Source organism: Saccharothrix variisporea (assembly GCF_003634995.1).
GTDB classification, from domain to species: Bacteria; Actinomycetota; Actinomycetes; order Mycobacteriales; family Pseudonocardiaceae; genus Actinosynnema; species Actinosynnema variisporeum.
Genome location: NZ_RBXR01000001.1, coordinates 9,226,330 through 9,244,464 on the forward strand (window position 1 = coordinate 9,226,330; position 18,135 = coordinate 9,244,464).

The 18,135-nt window shown below is 72.8% G+C and carries 17 protein-coding genes; 8 read left to right on the forward strand and 9 right to left on the reverse strand.

What is annotated here, in order from left to right:
* Positions 1 to 233 precede the first annotated feature (233 nt).
* A complete protein-coding gene (locus DFJ66_RS41300) occupies positions 234 to 710 on the forward strand; it encodes a roadblock/LC7 domain-containing protein (RefSeq protein WP_246030134.1) in 477 nt (158 codons plus the stop codon).
* A 165-nt stretch (positions 711 to 875) separates the two neighbouring features.
* The gene (locus DFJ66_RS41305) at positions 876 to 1,247 is read left to right on the forward strand and encodes a hypothetical protein (protein ID WP_121230183.1); all 372 of its coding nucleotides are present in this window, start codon (positions 876 to 878) and stop codon (positions 1,245 to 1,247) included.
* A gap of 49 nt (positions 1,248 to 1,296) precedes the next feature.
* Here the strand turns inward: DFJ66_RS41305 and DFJ66_RS41310 are convergent, their stop codons facing one another.
* A complete protein-coding gene (locus DFJ66_RS41310) occupies positions 1,297 to 1,956 on the reverse strand; it encodes a hypothetical protein (RefSeq protein ID WP_121230185.1) in 660 nt (219 codons plus the stop codon).
* Positions 1,957 to 2,453: 497 nt separating this feature from the next.
* On the opposite strand from DFJ66_RS41310, the gene DFJ66_RS41315 reads away from it, so the two are divergent.
* Positions 2,454 to 2,741 carry a hypothetical protein gene (locus DFJ66_RS41315; protein WP_211351493.1) on the forward strand — a complete coding sequence of 96 codons (288 nt, stop codon included), beginning with the start codon at positions 2,454 to 2,456 and terminating at the stop codon, positions 2,739 to 2,741.
* A gap of 88 nt (positions 2,742 to 2,829) precedes the next feature.
* Here the strand turns inward: DFJ66_RS41315 and ilvD are convergent, their stop codons facing one another.
* Positions 2,830 to 4,527 carry a dihydroxy-acid dehydratase gene (gene ilvD / locus DFJ66_RS41320; protein WP_121230187.1) on the reverse strand — a complete coding sequence of 566 codons (1,698 nt, stop codon included), beginning with the start codon at positions 4,525 to 4,527 and terminating at the stop codon, positions 2,830 to 2,832.
* A gap of 156 nt (positions 4,528 to 4,683) precedes the next feature.
* Between ilvD and DFJ66_RS41325 the strand changes: the two genes are divergently transcribed.
* Complete coding sequence (locus DFJ66_RS41325; protein WP_147459540.1) at positions 4,684 to 4,923, forward strand: hypothetical protein; 240 nt, start codon at positions 4,684 to 4,686, stop codon at positions 4,921 to 4,923.
* A 9-nt stretch (positions 4,924 to 4,932) separates the two neighbouring features.
* Here DFJ66_RS41325 and DFJ66_RS41330 read toward each other — a convergent pair whose 3' ends face one another.
* The gene (locus DFJ66_RS41330; RefSeq protein WP_121230191.1) at positions 4,933 to 5,577 is read right to left on the reverse strand and encodes a class I SAM-dependent methyltransferase; all 645 of its coding nucleotides are present in this window, start codon (positions 5,575 to 5,577) and stop codon (positions 4,933 to 4,935) included.
* 63 nt (positions 5,578 to 5,640) lie between these two features.
* Between DFJ66_RS41330 and DFJ66_RS41335 the strand changes: the two genes are divergently transcribed.
* Positions 5,641 to 7,245, forward strand: a complete 1,605-nt coding sequence (locus DFJ66_RS41335) for a tannase/feruloyl esterase family alpha/beta hydrolase (RefSeq protein WP_121232484.1) — start codon at positions 5,641 to 5,643, stop codon at positions 7,243 to 7,245.
* Between the two features lie 135 nt (positions 7,246 to 7,380).
* On the forward strand, positions 7,381 to 7,617 hold the full coding sequence (locus tag DFJ66_RS41340; protein WP_121230193.1) for a hypothetical protein: 237 nt from the start codon (positions 7,381 to 7,383) through the stop codon (positions 7,615 to 7,617).
* A gap of 73 nt (positions 7,618 to 7,690) precedes the next feature.
* Here the strand turns inward: DFJ66_RS41340 and DFJ66_RS41345 are convergent, their stop codons facing one another.
* Positions 7,691 to 8,914, reverse strand: coding sequence for a serine hydrolase domain-containing protein (locus DFJ66_RS41345; protein WP_121230195.1), 1,224 nt, complete (start codon positions 8,912 to 8,914; stop codon positions 7,691 to 7,693).
* 225 nt (positions 8,915 to 9,139) lie between these two features.
* Between DFJ66_RS41345 and DFJ66_RS41350 the strand changes: the two genes are divergently transcribed.
* The gene (locus DFJ66_RS41350; protein ID WP_121230197.1) at positions 9,140 to 11,107 is read left to right on the forward strand and encodes an APC family permease; all 1,968 of its coding nucleotides are present in this window, start codon (positions 9,140 to 9,142) and stop codon (positions 11,105 to 11,107) included.
* A gap of 50 nt (positions 11,108 to 11,157) precedes the next feature.
* Here the strand turns inward: DFJ66_RS41350 and DFJ66_RS41355 are convergent, their stop codons facing one another.
* From DFJ66_RS41355 to DFJ66_RS41375, 5 genes are all read right to left on the reverse strand, one after another.
* Positions 11,158 to 11,754, reverse strand: a complete 597-nt coding sequence (locus DFJ66_RS41355; RefSeq protein WP_121230199.1) for a pentapeptide repeat-containing protein — start codon at positions 11,752 to 11,754, stop codon at positions 11,158 to 11,160.
* Positions 11,736 to 14,765, reverse strand: coding sequence for a polymorphic toxin type 28 domain-containing protein (locus DFJ66_RS41360; RefSeq protein ID WP_121230201.1), 3,030 nt, complete (start codon positions 14,763 to 14,765; stop codon positions 11,736 to 11,738). The genes DFJ66_RS41355 and DFJ66_RS41360 overlap by 19 nt, the downstream gene beginning before the upstream one ends.
* A gap of 193 nt (positions 14,766 to 14,958) precedes the next feature.
* A complete protein-coding gene (gene coaD / locus DFJ66_RS41365; protein WP_121230203.1) occupies positions 14,959 to 15,369 on the reverse strand; it encodes a pantetheine-phosphate adenylyltransferase in 411 nt (136 codons plus the stop codon).
* 11 nt (positions 15,370 to 15,380) lie between these two features.
* Positions 15,381 to 16,328 (reverse strand): alpha/beta hydrolase family protein, encoded by a 948-nt coding sequence (locus tag DFJ66_RS41370; protein ID WP_170200046.1) that lies wholly within the window; start codon positions 16,326 to 16,328, stop codon positions 15,381 to 15,383.
* A gap of 90 nt (positions 16,329 to 16,418) precedes the next feature.
* Positions 16,419 to 17,198, reverse strand: a complete 780-nt coding sequence (locus tag DFJ66_RS41375; protein WP_121230207.1) for an alpha/beta fold hydrolase — start codon at positions 17,196 to 17,198, stop codon at positions 16,419 to 16,421.
* Positions 17,199 to 17,272: 74 nt separating this feature from the next.
* On the opposite strand from DFJ66_RS41375, the gene DFJ66_RS41380 reads away from it, so the two are divergent.
* Positions 17,273 to 18,133 carry a helix-turn-helix domain-containing protein gene (locus DFJ66_RS41380; protein WP_121230209.1) on the forward strand — a complete coding sequence of 287 codons (861 nt, stop codon included), beginning with the start codon at positions 17,273 to 17,275 and terminating at the stop codon, positions 18,131 to 18,133.
* The last annotated feature ends 2 nt before the right edge of the window (positions 18,134 to 18,135 follow it).

Consider the following 18,135-nt stretch of genomic DNA (forward strand, 5'->3'; position numbering starts at 1 on the left):
TGCTCGCACCTGTTGACAGACGGACGCATTCGCAATTGATGAATTGAGGCCCGATCCCTGTTACAGGAAAAGTCCTATTCACTCGATCGTGTGACACTCGACCTAGTTGTGTGGATCAACCGGTAAGAAGTACCGGTGGCAGTGGTCGGAATGGTCGCGCGCCTCCCTTTTCCCTCCGGTCGGAGCACCTGTGTTTCGGCTGCGCAAACGCATCGAAAGAGCAGAAAGGCAGTGTGGTGGACTACGACGCCCTGGCGGCCGAGTTGCGGGCGCTGCGCGAGAACGTCCCCGGGATCACCGACACGCTGATCGCCGCGTCGGACGGGATTCCGATCATCGGCGACGTGGTGCGGAACGTCGACCCGGCGCACATCTCCGCACTCGCGGCGGCCGATCACGGCATCGCGCGCCAGGCGGCGGAGGTGATGGGCCTGGGCGGGCTCAGCCAGACCGTGGTGTTCGGCAGCGAGGGCTACCTGGCCGTGTACGCGATCAACCGGATGTCGCTGATGGTCGTGCTCGGGGACAAGGGGCTGAACCTCGGCCGCCTCCTCCACGAATCCCGGGCCGTGATCGACCGGGTCGGAGCGATCCTCACCCCGCTTGCACAGCGTCCGCCGAACGAAAGGAACGATCCCGCCGGTGCCAGGGGCGAAGACACCCTCGACCGGCCGGAAAGCGTCACGAACAGCCTCGCCGGACGCCATTGACGAAGAACGCACACATCTTCCACCAGAGGGCACCGACACATGCCCATCCTCGGTGCATTGCTCTCGTCAATGGCGTCCCTGTGGCGACGCGTTCCCCCACGACCTAGGCACGGGCGGTCCGCCGCGTCGCCTCGACCACCGACCGACACGGAGAAGTGGAATTCGATGAACATCGACACCGCGTTGAAAGAAGCCATGTCCATCGCCGGCGCCATCGGTGTCGCGCTGGTCGACTACGACAGCGGGATGTCCCTGGGCACCAGCGGCGGGGGTGACTGGCTCAACCTGGAGGTCGCGGCGGCGGGCAACACCGAGGTCGTCCGGTCGAAACTGCGGGTCATCTCGATGCTCGGGCTCAACGACAGCATCGAGGACATCCTCATCACGCTGCACCGCCAGTACCACCTCATCCGGTTGATGGGCGGCGTGAAGTCCCGGGGTTCGCTGTTCCTGTACCTGGTGCTGGAAAGGGACACCGCGAACCTCGCCCTGGCCCGGCACCAGCTCAAGCGCATCGAGTCCGACCTGCAGGTGTAGGGACGCGCGTCGCCGGCGCACCGAACGCGGGTCTCTTGTGGACGGTCCGCTACTTCGCCGTCTCGAACTTGAACGCGGACAGCACGCCCGACGGCGGAGTCGTGTTCGGGGTGTGCACGCCGAGGGTGATCGCGTCGCCGGCCGGGTAGGCGTCGTCGGTGGCGGTCAGCTCGATGGTCCTGGGGTTCGACGCGCTGAACGCCGTCAGCGTCAGGCGGGACCCGTCGACCCGCACGGTCAGCTGGAGGTAGGTGCTCGCGCGGTCGAACGCGTCGGCGGCGAGGATCACCGACGTCTGCTCGTAGCGCGTGATGTAGACGTCGCCGTGGGCGCAGGCGCCGAGGCCGTAGTGCTGCCGGACGCGGACGGACACGCACGTGGTGGGGTTCAGCGCGTCGGCGACGACGTCGACCTTGTAGGTGTCGGGGAAGCGGTAGTCGGGCCAGCTCAGGGACACGGTCGCCTCACCGTTGTCGGAGGTGAAGAGGGACCCGGTCGGCGCGCACGTGACCGTGCCCCGGAGGAGTTGCCAGCGGGCGGATCCCTGGTCGCAGTCGGGTCCGGGGGAGGGGGCGAGGTAGGAGTACGGCTCTGGGCGGTGCGTGGTGGCGGTGGTGGTCGTCGTCGGCTCCGGCTGGGGTGTCGTCGTCCGGCTCTGAACGCCCTTGTCACCCTGGACGGCGACCACGACGACCGTCAGGGCGAGCACAGCGGACACCACCCCCGCCAACCAACCAACCCGCTCTACCCAGGCCCAGAACCTGTCCGGCCCGTGGCGCCTGGCGCGCAACCTGAGGGCGCCGAGGATGAGGGTGACGGCGAGGATGGTCGTCAGGATGACCGGTAAGGCGCCCTCTTGCATGCGACATGCTAACAACGCGAGAGCGCCCGCCGCTGCCGCCTCGGGCGTGGGGGTTGCCTCCCCCTAAGTGGCGAACCGGCCGTGTGGACCGGCCGTATCCCGCAGTGCGAGCCGATGAAGGTCTTTCGGCTTCACAGGCGGGCGTCGGGGTTCCCGGCGCGTCCACAACCCATCGTGAGGTTTCTGATGTCGCGAGCGCACTCAGTTCCCCAGCGCCGGAAACGCGTCGTGGTCGTCGGTCTGATCGGCGCAGGCGCGTTGAGCACCGCGATGGCCGTCGCCCGCACAGCCCGGAGCCGCAACGCCCAGACCCACGAAGCACGGAGCCGCAAAGCCCGCGGGCGGTGGGGCGGATCTCCTGCCCGGACCCGGTGATCCCGGTCGCCGTTCCGGCAGCGGCGCGCGGCGAGGTCGAGCGGGAGTTGGCCAACCTGGACAAGCAGGTCGCCGAGGCGGAGCAGCGGTTGCGGGACACCGTGGGTCAGGGTGGGCCGAACTTCGTGCAGAACGCGATCCTCGGGCCGCTCAAGAGCAAGCGCGAAGCGGCGTTGAACCGGATCGAGACCGCCATCGGGCGGGTCGCCGCCAAGCCCGAGGGGCTGGAGCGGTTCGCCACCTGTGCGGTGGAGTGACCTGCTCGCGGTGCAGTTGGTCCCGCGCGGGTGGGGTGGGGGAACGGGATGCGTACCCAAGCCCACCCGCGCCGGCCTCCAGCCGGGGTCACCCGCAGACCGCGCCTCCGCTGGCCGAGCCGACCAGGCGCGAGTACTTCGCCAGGACGCCGCGCGTGTACCGGGCCGGCAGCGGTTCCCAGCCCTCGCGGCGGGCGGCCAGCTCCGCCGCGTCCACGCCGAGGTCCAGGGTGCCGGAGGCGACGTCGAGGCTGATCGGGTCGCCGTCGCGGACGAACGCGATGGGGCCGCCGTCCGCTGCCTCCGGGGCCACGTGGCCCACGCACAGCCCGGTGGTGCCGCCGGAGAAGCGGCCGTCGGTGATCAGCAGGACGTCCTTGCCCAGGCCCGCGCCCTTGATCGCGGCGGTGATGGCGAGCATCTCGCGCATTCCCGGCCCGCCCTTGGGGCCCTCGTACCTGATCACCACGGCGTCACCGGCCTTGATGGTGCCGTTCTCCAGGGCGTCCATCGCGGCGCGCTCCCGGTCGAACACCCGGGCCGTGCCGGTGATCACGTCGGTGTCGAAGCCCGCCGACTTCACCACCGCGCCCTCGGGGGCCAGGGAGCCGCGCAGGATCGTGATGCCGCCGGTGCGGTGGATCGGGGACGACAGGGCCCGCAGCACGCGGCCGTCCGGGTCCGGGGGAGCGATGTCGGCCAGGTTCTCCGCCACCGTCCTCCCGGTCACGGTCAGGCAGTCGCCGTGCAGCAACCCCGCGTCCAGCAGGGCCTTCATCACCACGGGCACGCCGCCGATGCGGTCCACGTCGGTCATCACGTGCCGCCCGAACGGTTTCACGTCCGCCAGGTGCGGGACCCGCGCTCCGATGCGGGCGAAGTCGTCGAGCGACAGCTCCACGTCGGCCTCGTGCGCGATGGCGAGCAGGTGCAGCACGGCGTTGGTCGACCCGCCGAAGGCCATCACCACGGCGATCGCGTTCTCGAACGCCTCGCGGGTCATGATCTGCCGGGCCGTGATGCCCGAGCGCAGCATCTCCACCACGGCCTGGCCCGAGCGCCGGGCGAAGGTGTCGCGGCGGCGGTCCGTGGCGGGCGGGGCGGCGCTGCCGGGCAGGGACATCCCCAGCGCCTCGGCCGCGCTGGCCATCGTGTTCGCCGTGTACATGCCGCCGCACGCGCCCTCGCCGGGACAGATCGCGCGTTCGATCAGGTCCACGTCGGCCTGGCTCATCAACCCCCGCGCGCACGCGCCGACCGCCTCGAACGCGTCGATGATGGTCACCTCGCGCTCGGTGCCGTCCGACAGCGTCACCCGGCCGGGCAGGATCGAGCCCGCGTAGAGGAACACGCTGGCCAGGTCGAGCCGCGCCGCCGCCATGAGCATCCCGGGCAGGGACTTGTCGCACCCGGCCAGCAGCACCGAGCCGTCCAGGCGCTCGGCCTGCATCACGGTCTCCACGCTGTCCGCGATCACCTCCCGCGACACCAGCGAGAAGTGCATGCCCTCGTGGCCCATCGAGATGCCGTCGGACACCGAGATGGTGCCGAACTCCAGCGGGTACCCGCCCGCCGCGTGCACGCCGTCCTTGCTCGCCTTGGCCAACCGGTCCAGCGACAGGTTGCACGGCGTGATCTCGTTCCACGACGACGCGACACCGATCTGCGGCTTGGCCCAGTCGTCGTCCCCCATGCCGACGGCCCGCAGCATCCCGCGCGCGGCGGTGCGCTCCAGGCCGTCGGTGACGTCGCGGCTGCGCGGTTTGATGTCCGGGGAGTCGCTCATGAACGCCAAAGCTAGCGCCCGCGCGCGGCCCGCGCACAGGGGGCGGACCCGCCGTTCGTCCCGAAGTGTTCTGCCGTTCGGCGATATCGCGGCCGCCGGTCCCGCTGTCATCCTGAGAGCGGTCCCAGGTCTGCCCCCCGAACGAGGAGGTCCGCCGTGGTTCGTCGTCTGGTGGTCGCGGTCGCCGCGGCACTCGGGGTCGTCGCCCTGGTGCCCGCCGCCGCCGAGGCCATCCCGGTGTGCAAGAGCGGTTACGCGTGCCTGTACCAGTGGTACGCCGACCCGGAGCACACCGAGTTCAACGGCTTCCTGTCCATCAGCTGCGACGGCACCTCCGAGAGCTCGGGCGTGCAGCGCGGTTACCTGGTGTTCGGTCAGGCGCGCTGCAACTACTGAGAGCCGGAGCTAGCGCGCGCGGAGCAGGAAACCGTGCTCCACCAGGCTGGTCAGGCCGAACTTCTCGACCATCCGGTGCTCCGGCCGGGGCTGCGCGGCGACGTGCTCGACCTCGAACGCGTGCCCGAAGCGGTCGACGACCTCCGCCGGCCCGACGCTGAACGGCGGCGTCGGCAGGGTCGGGTGGTACTCCAGGGTGTTGATGAAGTACCGGGTGCCGGGCCGCACCAGCCGGGTGATCGCCTCGGCGTAGCGCTGCCGCATGTCGTCGGGGAACGCGATCAGCGACGCCCGGTCGTACACCAGGTCCACCGGGCCGAGCTCGTCGGGCGTGAGCGTGAAGATGTCCTGGCGGCGGATCACCAGGTTGCCGCAGCGGAAGACGTCGGGCTCCTCCTCGACCGGGTCGAGGTCGTTCTCGGCGAAGAACTCGGCGACGGCCCGGGGCACCAGCTCGACGCCCACGACCTCGGCCGCCGTCTCCGCGAAGAACCGCAGGTCCGCCGTCTTGCCGCACAGGGGCACCAGGACCCGCGCACCGGCCACCAGGCCGAGGTTGTCGAGTAGGAGGGCGTGCTCGTGGACGTTCGGCAGGTGGAAGCTGGTCTTCGTGCCGCCCACGGCCCAGGAGTCGTACCAGAACTCGGATTCCATGCTGGAGTAGAGGTGCGCGGAACGTGGTGGAGACGGGTCCGAACGGGTGATGTGGTGACCCGGTTGTTCGCGGTCGTCGCCCTGGTGGCCTCGCTGTCGGTCGCCACCGCGTCGGCTGCTCGGGCCGGCACGGTCGCGCCCGTGGTCGAGTGCGCGGACCTGGTCCACGACTTCGCGGTGCCGGGCACCCGCGTGCACGTGACGAGTGCTCAGCTCGCCGAGGACGGGGAGGTCGCGCACTGCGCCGTGCTCGGGTACGTCGAGCCGAAGGTGCGGTTCCACCTGAAGCTGCCCACCACCACCTACACCGGCCGCTACCTCCAGTACGGGTGCGGCGGGTTCTGCGGCGCACTCGCGGCGCCGCCGTTCCCCTCCTGCGGCGCGGAGGTCGGCGGCCTCGCGGTCGCCGCCACCGACGACGGGCACGCGAGCGACGCCCCGGTGCCCTCCCTCGACGGCACCTGGGCCGCCGCCGACCAAGCCGCCCGCGACGACCTCGCGTTCCGCGCGCCGCACGTGGTCTCCATGGCCGCCAAGCGGATCATCGAGGAGTTCTACGGCGACCCGCCGTCGTTCTCGTACTTCGGCGGCTGCTCCAACGGGGGTCGCGAAGCGCTGCTGCTGGCCCAGCGCTACCCGCACGACTTCGACGGGATCATCGCCGGCGCACCGGTCAACGCCATGTCCGCGCTGCTGCTCCACCAGGCGTGGCTGGCCCGCGCCACCACCGGCCCGGACGGCCGCCCGGTGCTCACCGCCGACCGGCTGCCCGCCCTGCACGACGCGGTGCTCCGGCACTGCGACCACCTCGACGGCCTGGTGGACGGCCAGCTCGACGACCCGCGCCGGTGCGACCACGACCCGGCCGCGCTGCTCTGCCCACCGGGCGAGGACCGGCCGACGTGCCTCACCCCGGCCCAGGTCGAGGCGGCCCGCCGGGTGTACGCCGGCCCCACCGACGCGCACGGCAACCGGCTCTACCCGGCCGGCCAGGAACGGGGTTCGGAACTGGGCTGGGCCGGCTGGATCGTCCCCGTCCCCGAGTTCGGCGGCGCCTCCGTGGCCGCGCTGCTGGCGGACCACTACCTGAAGTACCTGGCCTACCCGCTGGGCACGCCCCACTCGTCGCTGGCGGACGTCCGGTTCACCGTCGGCGAGTTCGCCCGGCTCGGCGCGGAAGGCGCGCGCGGCAACGCCATGAGCCTCGACCTGGGGGAGTTCCGCCGCGCGGGCGGCCGGTTGATCCTCTGGCACGGCTGGAGCGACCAGGGCGTCCCGCCGCGCGGCCTGCTCGACTACTACGCACGGCTGGCGCGGCACGACGACGGGGACGTCCGGCGCTGGGCGCGCGTGTTCATGGTGCCGGGCCTCCAGCACTGCGGCGGCGGCACGGGCCTGACCGAGTTCGACCCGGTGCACGCCCTGCTGGCGTGGGTCGAGCACGGGGCCGCGCCGGACCGGATCATCGCGACCGGTCGGGACGCCGCGGGGAACGTGGTGCGCACCCGCCCGGTCTTCCCCTACCCGCTGACCGCCCGCTACACCGGCACCGGCAGCACCGACGACGCGGCGAACTTCCGCCCGGTTCCGCCGACCCACCCGACCCGGGACGTGGTCGACTGGGTCGGCTCCTACCTGCACCACAAGCCCGGTCCGGTCGCGCCCTGACGTGGCGGAGGGCTGGTGCCGCCGGGTTCGTCGGGTAGAGTCGGCCGCGTTGGGCACGAGATGCCGGCATCCCGCCGTTGCGGTCCCCAACCCAATCCGGTCCGCACGACGTCGACCGGAGACGGGAGCACCGGCTTGCCGTCGGACCACCTGTACGCCCCCACCGCCGCGTCGACCCCGGTACGGCCCCACCGCACGCGGTCAGACGGTGGTTTCGCCGCCGCCCGGGCCGCCGCCGACGAGGTCGAAGCCGTGCAGCGCACCCGTGCCGCACTGACCGTGGCCGGGCACTCGCTCGACCCGCGCGACTGCGTCGAACTGCTGTCCATGCTGGGCCTGCCCGATCCCGACACCCGCTTCGGCGGGGTCTGACCCACCACCGGTCCACCGGCTCAGCGCCGCGCCACCCACCTCGCTCAGGTGGGCGGCGCGGTGGGTCGCGGTCTCAGCCCAGGCAGTCGCGGACCGCCGTGGCGAGGTCGGCCGCGCGCGGGTCGTCGGGGCGGAAGTTCCACAGGTTGGTGACGTAGGCGAAGCCCACCTCGGCGTCGGGGTCGGCGAAGCCGATGGACCCGCCGGAGCCGGGGTGGCCGAACGAGCCCGGCCCGACCATCGGCATCGGCGGGCAGGACCGCCAGAAGCCCAGGGACATGTTGAAGGACCGGTCGGCCGGGATCTCCAGGCCCGGCGGCAGCCCGTGCATCCGCGTCTTGTCGGTCTGGATCTCCGTCATGGTGGCGACCGTGTCGGGGTTGAGCAGGCGGACGCCCTCGACGTCGCTGACGGTGGCGGCGTACATGCGGGCGATGGAGTGGGCGTCGGCGACCATGTTCGCGGCGGGGAACTCCGCGGCCCGCCAGGCGCGGGTGGTGAAGTAGGCGGTGGAGTTGTCCAGGGCTCCGCCGAGCTCGCCGGCGCGCGCCTGGACGGAGTCCGCGCCCCACACGGCCTGGACCCACGCGGTGACGGTGTCGGCGTCGAGCCCGGTCACCTTGATCATCCCGGCCAGTAGCTCCTCGACGCTGAACGGCGCGGCGAAGTGCAGGGCCGCGACCTGCGGTTCTTCGTGCTCGGGCAGCCCGATCCAGGCGCGCAGGCCCAGCGGTGCGGCGACCTGCTCGGCGAAGAAGGTGCCCAGGGACTTCCCGGTGATCCGGCGGACGACCTCGCCGACCAGGAAGCCGTAGGTGATGCTGTGGTAGACGTGCTCGGTGCCCGGCTCCCACAGCGGCTTCTGGGCCTCCAATGCGCGGATGACCGGGTCCCACGCGCACGCCTCCTCGAAGGTCAGCGGCCCGTCGACGATCGGCAGGCCGACCTGGTGGGAGAGCAGCCAGCGGACGGGGACGTCCTGCTTGCCGTTCGCGCCGAACTCCGGCCAGTACCGGGTCACCGGGGCGTCCAGGTCCAGCTCGCCGCGCTCCACGAGCATGTGCGCGCAGATCGCGGCGGCGCCCTTGGTGGTGGAGGCGACCTGGACGATGGTGTCCTCGCGCCACGGCCGGTTCGCCTCGCGGTCGGCCAGGCCGTCGAACAGCGTGACCACGGGCCGACCGCCGGCGTAGACGCTGACCGCCGCGCCGACCTCGCCGCCGTCGGCGAAGTTCGCGCGGAAGACGTCGGCGACCTTGCCCCAGCCCTGCTCGACCTGCTCGGACGCGGTGTTCATGGTGGTGGTCCCTTTCCCTGGTGGCCCGTCCGGGGTGGTCGGGCCGTTCGCTCGAGGACCACGATCACCGGCCGTCCTGACACCGAGCGGTCACGGCGCTGACACCGTCTGACACCGCGCCCACGTGTCCGGCGTCGCACCGGTCCTTACGGGATCTTGACGCGGTCGCCGGCGTTTCCACCGTTCATGCTTGATCGGACCACGACATCAACGGGGAGATGTGGCATGACCTGCACCACCGGAGTACCGCCGCGCGTCGACAGCCCGGTGCGGCCGAGACCGCCGGCCACGGCGTTCGGGCGGTGGCTGTTGCGGCACCGGGTGCAGCCGGTGGTGGGTCCGGAGAGCGACGAGTCGCACGCCGAGCCGCAGGCCTGGTGGAAGGTGATGTGCCTGACCGGCGTGGACTACTTCTCCACGCTGTCCTACCTGCCCGCGATCGCCGCCTTGGCCGCCGGCGCGCTGTCGCCGCTGGCCACGCTGCTGATCGTGGCGTTGACGCTGTTCGGGATGCTGCCCATGTACCGGCGGGTGGCGAAGGAGAGCCCGCACGGGCAGGGCTCGGTGGCCATGCTGGAGCGGCTGCTGCCGTTCTGGCGGGGCAAGGTGTTCGTGCTGGTGCTGCTGGGGTTCGTGGCCACGTCGTGGATCATCACGATCACGCTGTCCTCGGCGGACGCGACCGTGCACCTGCTGGAGAACCCCCTCGCGCCCGGCTTCCTGCACGGTCACGAAGTGCTGGTGACGGTGGTGCTGCTGCTGGTGCTGGGCGGGGTGTTCCTGCTCGGGTTCAGCGAGGCGGTCGGGGTCGCGATCCCGCTGGTGGCGGTCTTCCTGGCGCTCAACGCGGTGATCGTCGGCGCGGGCGTGGTCGACCTGGTGTCCGAGCCGGTGGCCCTCGACCGGTGGCTGGACGCCCTGACCGCCGGCGGTGACGTGGTCGGGCCGGCGATCCTGGCGTTCCCGCTGCTGGTGCTCGGCCTGTCCGGGTTCGAGACGGGCGTGAGCATGATGCCGCTGGTGGCCGCGGACGGGACGACGCCGCGGGAACGGCTGGCGAGCCGGATCCGCAACACCCGCAAGCTGCTCACCACCGCCGCGCTGGTCATGTCGGTCTACCTGATCACCACGAGCTTCATCACCACCGTGCTCATCCCGGCGGAGGCGTTCCGGCCCGGTGGCGCCGCCAACGGCCGTGCCCTGGCCTACCTCGCCCACGAGCACCTCGGCGAGGCCTTCGGCACCGTCTACGACATCAGCAGCATCCTGATCCTGTGGTTCGCCGGCGCGTCCGCGATGGCGGGCCTGATCAACATCGTGCCGCGCTACCTGCCCTCCTACGGGATGGCGCCGGAGTGGTCGCGCGCGGTGCGGCCGGTCGTGCTCGTCTACACCGCCGTGTGCGTCCTGATCACGATCCTCTTCGGGGCCGACGTCAACGCCCAGGCCGGCGCGTACGCGACCGGGATCCTCGCGATGATGGTGTCCGGCGCGCTGGCCGTGACCATCTCCGCCGTGCGCAAGCGCCGAAGGCCCGCGGCGGTCGGGTTCACGGTGCTGACGCTGGTCCTGGTGTACGCGCTGGTGGAGAACGTCATCGAGAAGCCGGACGGGCTGACCATCTCGGCGTTCTTCATCGTCGGCGTCGTCGCGATCTCCCTGGTCTCCCGCATCTCCCGGACGACCGAGCTGCGGGTCGAGCACATCGAGTTCGACGAGGACGCCCGCCGGTTCGTCGCCGACTCCCTCGCGTTCGACGGCGCGCTGACCCTCGTCGCCAACCGCCGCCAGACCGGGGACGAGGCCGAGTACCGCGAGAAGGAGGCCGAGCAGCGCGGGGTCAACCCGGTGCCCGGTCAGGCGGAAATCCTGTTCCTGGAGATCGACGTGGTGGACCCGTCGGACTTCAGCGACGTGCTGAAGGTGCGCGGGGTGGAGGTCGGCGGGTACCGCGTCCTGCGCGCGGACAGCCCGGCCGCGCCCAACGCCATCGCCGCGATCCTGCTGACCCTGCGCGACTGCACCGGCGTCCGCCCGCACTGCCACTTCGCGTGGAGCGAGGGCAACCCGCTCGGCCACCTGTTCCGCTACCTGCTCCTGGGCCGCGGCGACACCGCACCGGTCGTGCGCGAGATCATCCGGTCGGTCGAGCCCGACCCGGAGCGCCGGCCCGGCATCCACGTGGGCGGCTGACCCGGCCCGGCGGCACCGCCACCGTCGACTCCGGGCACGGTCGACCGGCTTCAGGAGTCCGGTGTGGACGGTGCGGCGAAACCGCCGCGTCGGACGTCGTCGAGCACCGCGTCCTCGAAGCGGGTGCCGTGCAGGGTCGCGCCGAACAGGCTCGCGCCCGTCAGGTCGCTGCGGGAGAAGTCGGCTCCGGTCAGGTCGGCCCCGGTGAACGCGGTGCCGCGCAGCGTGGCGGCCACGACCGTCGCCCCGGTCAGGTCGGCCATGGCCAGCAGCGCTCCGCTGGCGTCCGCGCCGGTCAGGTCGGCACCCGGCAGCTTGGCGTGGGCCAGCGAGGCGTTCCGCAGCACGGCGTCCCCCAGGCGGGCGGCGCTCAGGTCCGCGAACTCCAGTTCCGCGCCGGACAGGTCGACACCGGTCAGGTCCCGGCCCGCGCACGGCGCGGCGCGCAGGTCCCGGCCGTCGGTGTCCGCCACCTCCGGCAGGTCCACCAGGTGCGCCCGCCAGTCGCCACCGGTCCGCAGCGCGGTCAGCGCGGCGTCGAGCGCGGCCCGGCCCCGCTCGGTCAGCCAGCGCTCCCGCAGCCGCCGCTCCCGCTGACGTGTCTCGTCCAGCACGACATCTCCCCTGGTCAGCTGCCGGGTGGCCACTCATGGTACGGCGGGAACGAGCCGTGCCCGATCTCGTTGAGGAACCCGGCGAGCCGGTTGATCAGCCGGTTGACCTCGCTGAGCCGTTCCAGCAGCACGTGCATGCCGCGCTCGGTCATGGTGTCGGGCGGGTTGTGGGCCTCGCGGCTGAGGGTCTCCCGCACGTTGAACAGGCCGTCGCACGCCTCCTGCAGGTCGCGGATGTGCGAGAACGGCCGTCCGTTGGCCTTGCGCGCGACGACCTCGCCCCGGGCCTCCCGCCGGGCGGCGCTGTAGTGGTTGTGGTTGGGCTCGCGGTTGATCTCGCCGACCGGGTTCTTCTTGAGGTTCTCCAACTTGGCGATGGCGTCCACGGCCTCCTGCCGCAGGCCCAGCGACCGGTTGGGCACCGGCGGTTCCTCGACCACCGGCGGCTCCTCCACCACCGGCGGTTCCTCGACCGGTGTCGGGGGCTCCTCGACCGGTGGCGGGCGCACCGGCGGCTCCTCCACCGGGGGCGGCCGGACGGGCGGTGGCGGCGGGTCGACCGGTTTGGGCGAGGCGCGCAGGCCCCGGACGATCCGGCCGCCGAAGAACAGCACGAAGACCTGGAAGATGCCGCCGACCACCAGGTCGTACCGCTCCTGCGAGGACATCTCCCGGTCGCTGAAGAACCGCTTGCCCCGCGCGCCCTCGATGATCTGGGTGAGGCCGACCAGGCTGCCCGCGCTGGCGAGCACGATCCCGGCCGTGACGCCCAACGTCTGCCAGAACCCCGACGTCGGCCCGTGTTCCGCCCGGTAGGCCTGGGCCCGGGTGACGCACTCGTAGAGGAACCCCGCGACCGCGAGCACCACGACGGCGATCACCGCGGCGGCGGCGAAGCTGATGGCGGCGACCAGGCCGAGCTTGGCCAGGATCAGCGCGCCGACGAAGATGACCGCCGCGATGACCAGGGTGGCCAGGATCGCGGCGGCCAGGTAGAGCACCGCCTTGCCGAGCGCGAGCAGCACCTTCTGCCACGCGGGCCGGTCGTACTCCTGCTGAGCCTCGGCCTCCGCGCGGGCCAGGTTGCCGTCCAGCGACGCCAGCGCCGACGCGTTGTGCGCCAACGAGTCCGTGACGCCTTCGGTGATCGTCGCCCGCGACCGGTCGTGGGTGGTGCCGACCTCGGCGACGGTCTTGCCGGACGTGTCGGCCAGCGCGGTCAGCAGCCGGTCGGCGCTGCCGGTCGCCGCCTCCCGCCCCTGGCGGACCTGCCGGTCGACCCCGTCCTGGACGCGGGTGGTCACGGTCGCCGCGGCCTGCCGCACGCCCGCCTGGGCCTGCTCGGTCCCGCCGCGTGCCGTCTGCTCCAGTTCGGTCCCGGCCGTGCGGCCCTGCGCGAGGACCGCGTCGAGCTCGCCGGCCACGGTCGGGTCGAGCGCCTCCAGGGCGCTGGTGGTCTGGGCGGCCACGCGGTCCACCGCGGTGAACCCCGAGGACCGACCGAGACTCGCCACCGCCGTGTCGTCCAGGCCGCGCAGAGCGAGGTCCGCGCCGTGCCCGGCCTGGTCCAGGGCCGCCCGTTCCACCGCGTCCACCTGGGCGACGAGCCGCCCGCCCAGGTCGCGGGCGGTGGCCAGGGTGGTCGCCCGCAGTTCACGCAGCTCCTGGAGGGCTCGGGTCTCGATCGCGGTCAGGGCCTCGACCGCGCCGGCCGCGCCGGTGCCCAGCCCCTCCTGGACGGCCGCCCCGATGTCCCGGACGGTGTGCTGCCCGGCGGGCACGGCCGCGTCGACCTCGGCGGCGACCTTGGTGGTCTGCTCGCCGATCCCGGTGGCGATCCGGTTCGCCTCGGTGAGCGCGAACTGCGCGGCGGGCGGTGCGACCTGGCGCAGTTCGTCGGCCTGGGCGGTGCCGACCTGCCGCACCGCCTGCGCGCGGGCGTCGGCCCGGTCGGGGTCGGCGTCGGTGATCGCGCCCGCCCGGCCCCGGCCGCGCCGGTCGGCATCGGTCGCGTGCCCGGTCGCGGTGTCCCGGGCGCGCTGTGCCTCCGTTCGGCCCAGTTCGCGGGTCGCGGTCGCCTTTTCGGTGCCCGCCGCGCGGACGGCCGTGGCGTGGGCGTGGCCCTCGACGCCCAGCCGGGTGCTCTGCTCGGTCGTCGCCGCGGCGGCTTCGGTCCGGCCTGCGGCGATCGCGGCCCGGACGGTGGTGGTCTGTTCGGCGATGTGGGTGCGCACCCCGGCTTCCGCCGCGTCGAACTCGGCGTTCAAGCGGGTGGTGAGGGCGGCGACCTCTTGCGCGGCGCTCTCCCGACCGGCCACCACCCTGGTCGCAACGGCTTGCCGCGCGGCGGCCAGGGCGGCGGTGATCTCGCCCTTCTTCGCGGCGACGTGCTCGCGGAGCCGGGCGAGGGCGTTGCGCTGCCGGGGTGCGACCTCCACCGAGTCCAGCGCGGAACCGCTGTCCGGCACGGGTGGCGCGGCCGGTTCGCGCCTGACCTCCACGGGTGCCGGTGCGACCGCCGGTGCCTTGCGCTCCACCGGACCGGGCGGCCGGGCCGACTTCCGGGGCGGTGTGGGCGGTTTCGGCACCTTCGGTGGCCGGGGCGGCTGGGGCGACGCGGGCTGCGGCACCGGGGCGTGTTGGGTGGGCTGGGCGTGCTGGGTGGGCTGGGCGTGCTGGGTGGGCTTGGCGGGCGAGGTGGGCTTGGCGGGCGGTGCGGCGGGTGTCTCGCCGCCGCGCAGCCGGTCCGGGAGCCGGTCGCCGAGCGCGGTCACGACCCGCCGGCGCGCCTCGGGGTCGAGCGCCGCCAACTGCCGGCGCACCGCGCCCGTCCGGTCGTCGGGATCGGCCTGGAGCCGGGCGCGCAGTCGGGCGACCAGCGCCTCCTGCTCGGGCTGGAGCGCACCGGCGACCGCCGCGTTGCCCGCCGAGGCCTGCAACCCGAGCAGTCGGCGGACGACCGGCGGTCCGCTCGGCGTCGGGTCGCGTCGCACCGGACGCCCGGGGTCGGGCAACCGGTCCGCGCCCTCGACGTGTCCACCCATGCAAGCCCGCCTCGCTGTCCGGGTCCTGCGGGGGATGATGGCCGTGGATCCGGTGCGCGCCAATGATCGCGGCGACGGCCAAACGGGCAGCAACCACTGCTCTCCCGGTGCCGGCCGTCCAATGGCGCTATCGCGGTTCCTCCAAGCGCCACACCGCCCTGCACCGCACTGTCCACTGTGTACAGTGCTGGGGTCAGTGGCGGGTCGTCTCCGCGACGAGGGTGGAGGAGATGTGGGCGTGTGCCCGGTCGGCCGGGAGGAGGAGGGTTTCGATGCCGGCCAGGTGGAGGTTCATGTGCGCCATCGGCAACTCGTGCTCCAGGTCGACCGGCGTGCGCACACCCCGCACGACCACGTCGATCCGCGCTTCGCGGCAGTAGTCCACCAGGAGCCGGCCGAGGCTGGAGTCGACGGTGACGTTGGCCAGGTCGCTGGTCATGTCGGTCAGCAGGGCCAGCCGTTCGGCGAGAGGTAGGCGGCCGGTCTTCGCCGGGTTGGTCAGCACGCACATGACGACCTCGTCGAACATGCCCGCGGCCCGACGTGCGACGTCGAGGTGCCCGGAGGTGGCCGGGTCGAAGGAGCCGGGGAACACGGCGCGCATGACCGGTGATGCTAGTGATCGGCGGGGGTCCCGCGGTCGGGCTCGTGACGGGAGTCTCCCGTCCGGCCGGTGATCCACCGGGTCAGGGCGTCGAGGTAGCCGGGCGCCAGGCCGGTGCCGGTGCGGACGCGGTGGTCCGCACCGGGGAACACCTCCACCGTCAGCGTCGCCCGGCGGTCGCGGTCGGGGTGGCCGGCGGCCGTGCCGAACAGGTGGATGCTGTCGGCCACCGGGACCAACTGGTCGTCCGCGCCGAAGATCGCCAGGTGCGGGCAGCGCAGGCGCACGGCGTCCGGGACGGGGTCGTGGTCCAGCTTGCGCTTGAGGAACGCCCAGTAGCGCTCGTCCACCTCCAACGCGTGCTCGGTGAACGCGGTCGGCGGCGACTGGGCGAGCCGGGCCACCTCGGCGAAGTCGGCGTCCCGTCGACCCGCCTCGACGATCCGGTCGTAGGCGGCCAGCGCGGCGTCGACCTCGCCGTCGGTGATCCCCTCGGTGCGCCGCAGGACGCCGGCCCACGCGTACCGGTCCTGCTCAGCGGGTGTCATGCCGGGACCACCGTTGGTGACCACCCACGGCACGCCGTCCCGCAGCGTGGTGGCACGCAGGACGACCCAGCCACCTTCGCTGTGCCCGAACAACCCGACCGTCTCGCCGCGCACCTCCGGCCGCGCCCGCAGGAAGTCCAGCGCGGCGGCCGCGTCGGCGGCGAGGTCGTCGATCGTCGCGTCGAGCCAGTCCCCGGACGACCCGCCGACCCCGCGCTTGTCGTAGGACAGCACGGCGATCCCGGCGTCCACCAAGTGCTCCCGGATCGGCGGGAAGTGCGTGTCGTTGTTCCGGTCCGACGGCCCCGACCCACCCACCATGACCACACCGGCGACCGGCGCACCACGGTCGGGCAATGACAGCGAACCGGCCAACACCACACCGTCGTTGGCGAACGTGACGTCCTGCACGAGACTCCCCCGAGTCGACGAGGATCGCAGCCTAGCGGCCGGACGCGGCGGGCCTCGTGTCCTTTTTCGGCGTCCGGGTCGGCCGTGCCGCTACTCGCCCCGAAGGGCCGTGGTGAAGGCCAGGAGGTGCGCGGCGGTGCGGGATGGGGATTCCACGTTCGGCGAGTGGCCCACGTCGGGCAGCATCGTGACCGTCGCGCCCGAGACGGTGAGGTAGTCGCCGGCGGAGGAGGGGCGCCAGCGGCGGTCCTGTTCGCCGAAGAGGACCAGGAGGGGTTTGCCCAGCGGGGTGAGTCGTGGGGGGAGGGGGAGTTCGTCCAGGTACGACCGGAACGCTTGGGAGATCTGGCCGAAGACCGCGAGGTCGGTGGTGCGGAACTGGTCCACGAGGGTCTGGGGGATCTCGAAGCCGGGCGCGAACGCGCCGCTGATGGCTTGGCGGATCTGGTCGTCGGTCAGCTCATCCCACGGCGTCGCCGGGAACGGGACGTCCGTCGCGGTGTAGGCGGACAGGTCGGGGCCGGTGTTGATCAGCACCAGAGCGGTCACCAGGTCGGGGTGTGTTTCGGCCAGGGCGGTGGCGAACGCGCCGCCGCTGGAGTGGCCGACGGCGGTGACGTGGGTGACGCCGAGCCTGTCCAGTGCCGCGCCGACCAGGCGTGCCTGGTGTGGGACGGCGTAGTTCCCGTCCTCGGGCACCGGCGAGCTCCCGCACCCGAGGAGGTCGATCCGGATGACGTGGTGGGCACCGGTCAGCAGCGGGACCATCGGGTCCCAGTAGCGCGCCGACGCGCCGGTTCCGTGGATGAGCAGCAACGCCGGGGCGTCGGTCGGGCCGTCCTGGTGCACGTGGATTCCTTCGTGGGACATGGGTGCACTGTCGCCGCCGGCGGGCGTCGGTGGCTTGGACGAATGTTCCGACCGGGCGTGCGTAGCATGGCGGCATGGGGGCCGGCCGCTCTGAACCTGACTACCCGGTGTTGTGGGACATCGCCTGCCCCGACCGTCCCAGCCGGGTGCCCGGCGTCGCCATGGCCGGGTTCCGCGACCGCGGCGTCACCCCGCCCGCGCTCCGGCTGATCCCGCACCCGACCGTGACCCTCGTCCTGGTGGTCGGCGGCGCGATCGACGTGCGGGACGGCGGTGGGCGACGGCAGCGGGGGAGTTTCGCCACCGGGGTGGGGTTCGGCGATGTCCTGCGCGCCGAGCGGGTGGACGGTTTCGAGGCCTTGCAAGTGCGCCTGTCCCCGGTGGTCGCGCACGCGGTGCTGGGCACCACCGACCTGGGGGACACCGCCGTGGCTCTCGACGACCTCTGGGGTCGGGAGGCGGCCCGGGTCAGCGGCCGGCTGGGCGACCTGCCGACGTGGGCGGACCGCTTCGCGTGGGTGGACGAGTGGCTGGCCCGCCGGGTCGAGGAGGCCGCCCCGGCCGCGCCGGAGGTGTCGTGGGCGTGGCGCCGGATCGCCGCCACGCGGGGCGCGGTCCGCGTCGAGCAGTTGGCGGCGGAGGTCGGGTGGAGCCGCAAACGCCTGTGGTCCCGCTTCCAGGCGCAGGTCGGCCTGCCGCCCAAGCGCGCGGCGAGACTGGTCCGCTTCGACCACGCCGTCCACCACCTCGTCGCCGGCGGGGACGTGGCCGGGGTGGCGGCCGACACCGGCTACGTCGACCAGTCCCACCTGCACCGCGACGTCGTGTCCTTCACCGGCCTGACCCCCACCGCGGTGGTCGGGGAACCGTTCCTCGCGGTGGACGACATCGCCTGGGGCCGGCCCGGCCCGCGCAACGCCCGGCGGAACTCCTGAAC

Excerpts from the sequence above, each read along its gene's own strand:
- DFJ66_RS41375 (WP_121230207.1), bottom strand. The coding sequence starts at position 17,198 with ATGTCCCACGAAGGAATCCACGTGCACCAGGACGGCCCGACCGACGCC.
- DFJ66_RS41380 (WP_121230209.1), top strand. The coding sequence starts at position 17,273 with ATGGGGGCCGGCCGCTCTGAACCTGACTACCCGGTGTTGTGGGACATC.
- DFJ66_RS41330 (WP_121230191.1), bottom strand. The coding sequence starts at position 5,577 with ATGGAATCCGAGTTCTGGTACGACTCCTGGGCCGTGGGCGGCACGAAG.
- ilvD (WP_121230187.1), bottom strand. The coding sequence starts at position 4,527 with ATGAGCGACTCCCCGGACATCAAACCGCGCAGCCGCGACGTCACCGAC.
- DFJ66_RS41350 (WP_121230197.1), top strand. The coding sequence starts at position 9,140 with ATGACCTGCACCACCGGAGTACCGCCGCGCGTCGACAGCCCGGTGCGG.
- coaD (WP_121230203.1), bottom strand. The coding sequence starts at position 15,369 with ATGCGCGCCGTGTTCCCCGGCTCCTTCGACCCGGCCACCTCCGGGCAC.
- DFJ66_RS41360 (WP_121230201.1), bottom strand. The coding sequence starts at position 14,765 with ATGGGTGGACACGTCGAGGGCGCGGACCGGTTGCCCGACCCCGGGCGT.
- DFJ66_RS41345 (WP_121230195.1), bottom strand. The coding sequence starts at position 8,914 with ATGAACACCGCGTCCGAGCAGGTCGAGCAGGGCTGGGGCAAGGTCGCC.
- DFJ66_RS41305 (WP_121230183.1), top strand. The coding sequence starts at position 876 with ATGAACATCGACACCGCGTTGAAAGAAGCCATGTCCATCGCCGGCGCC.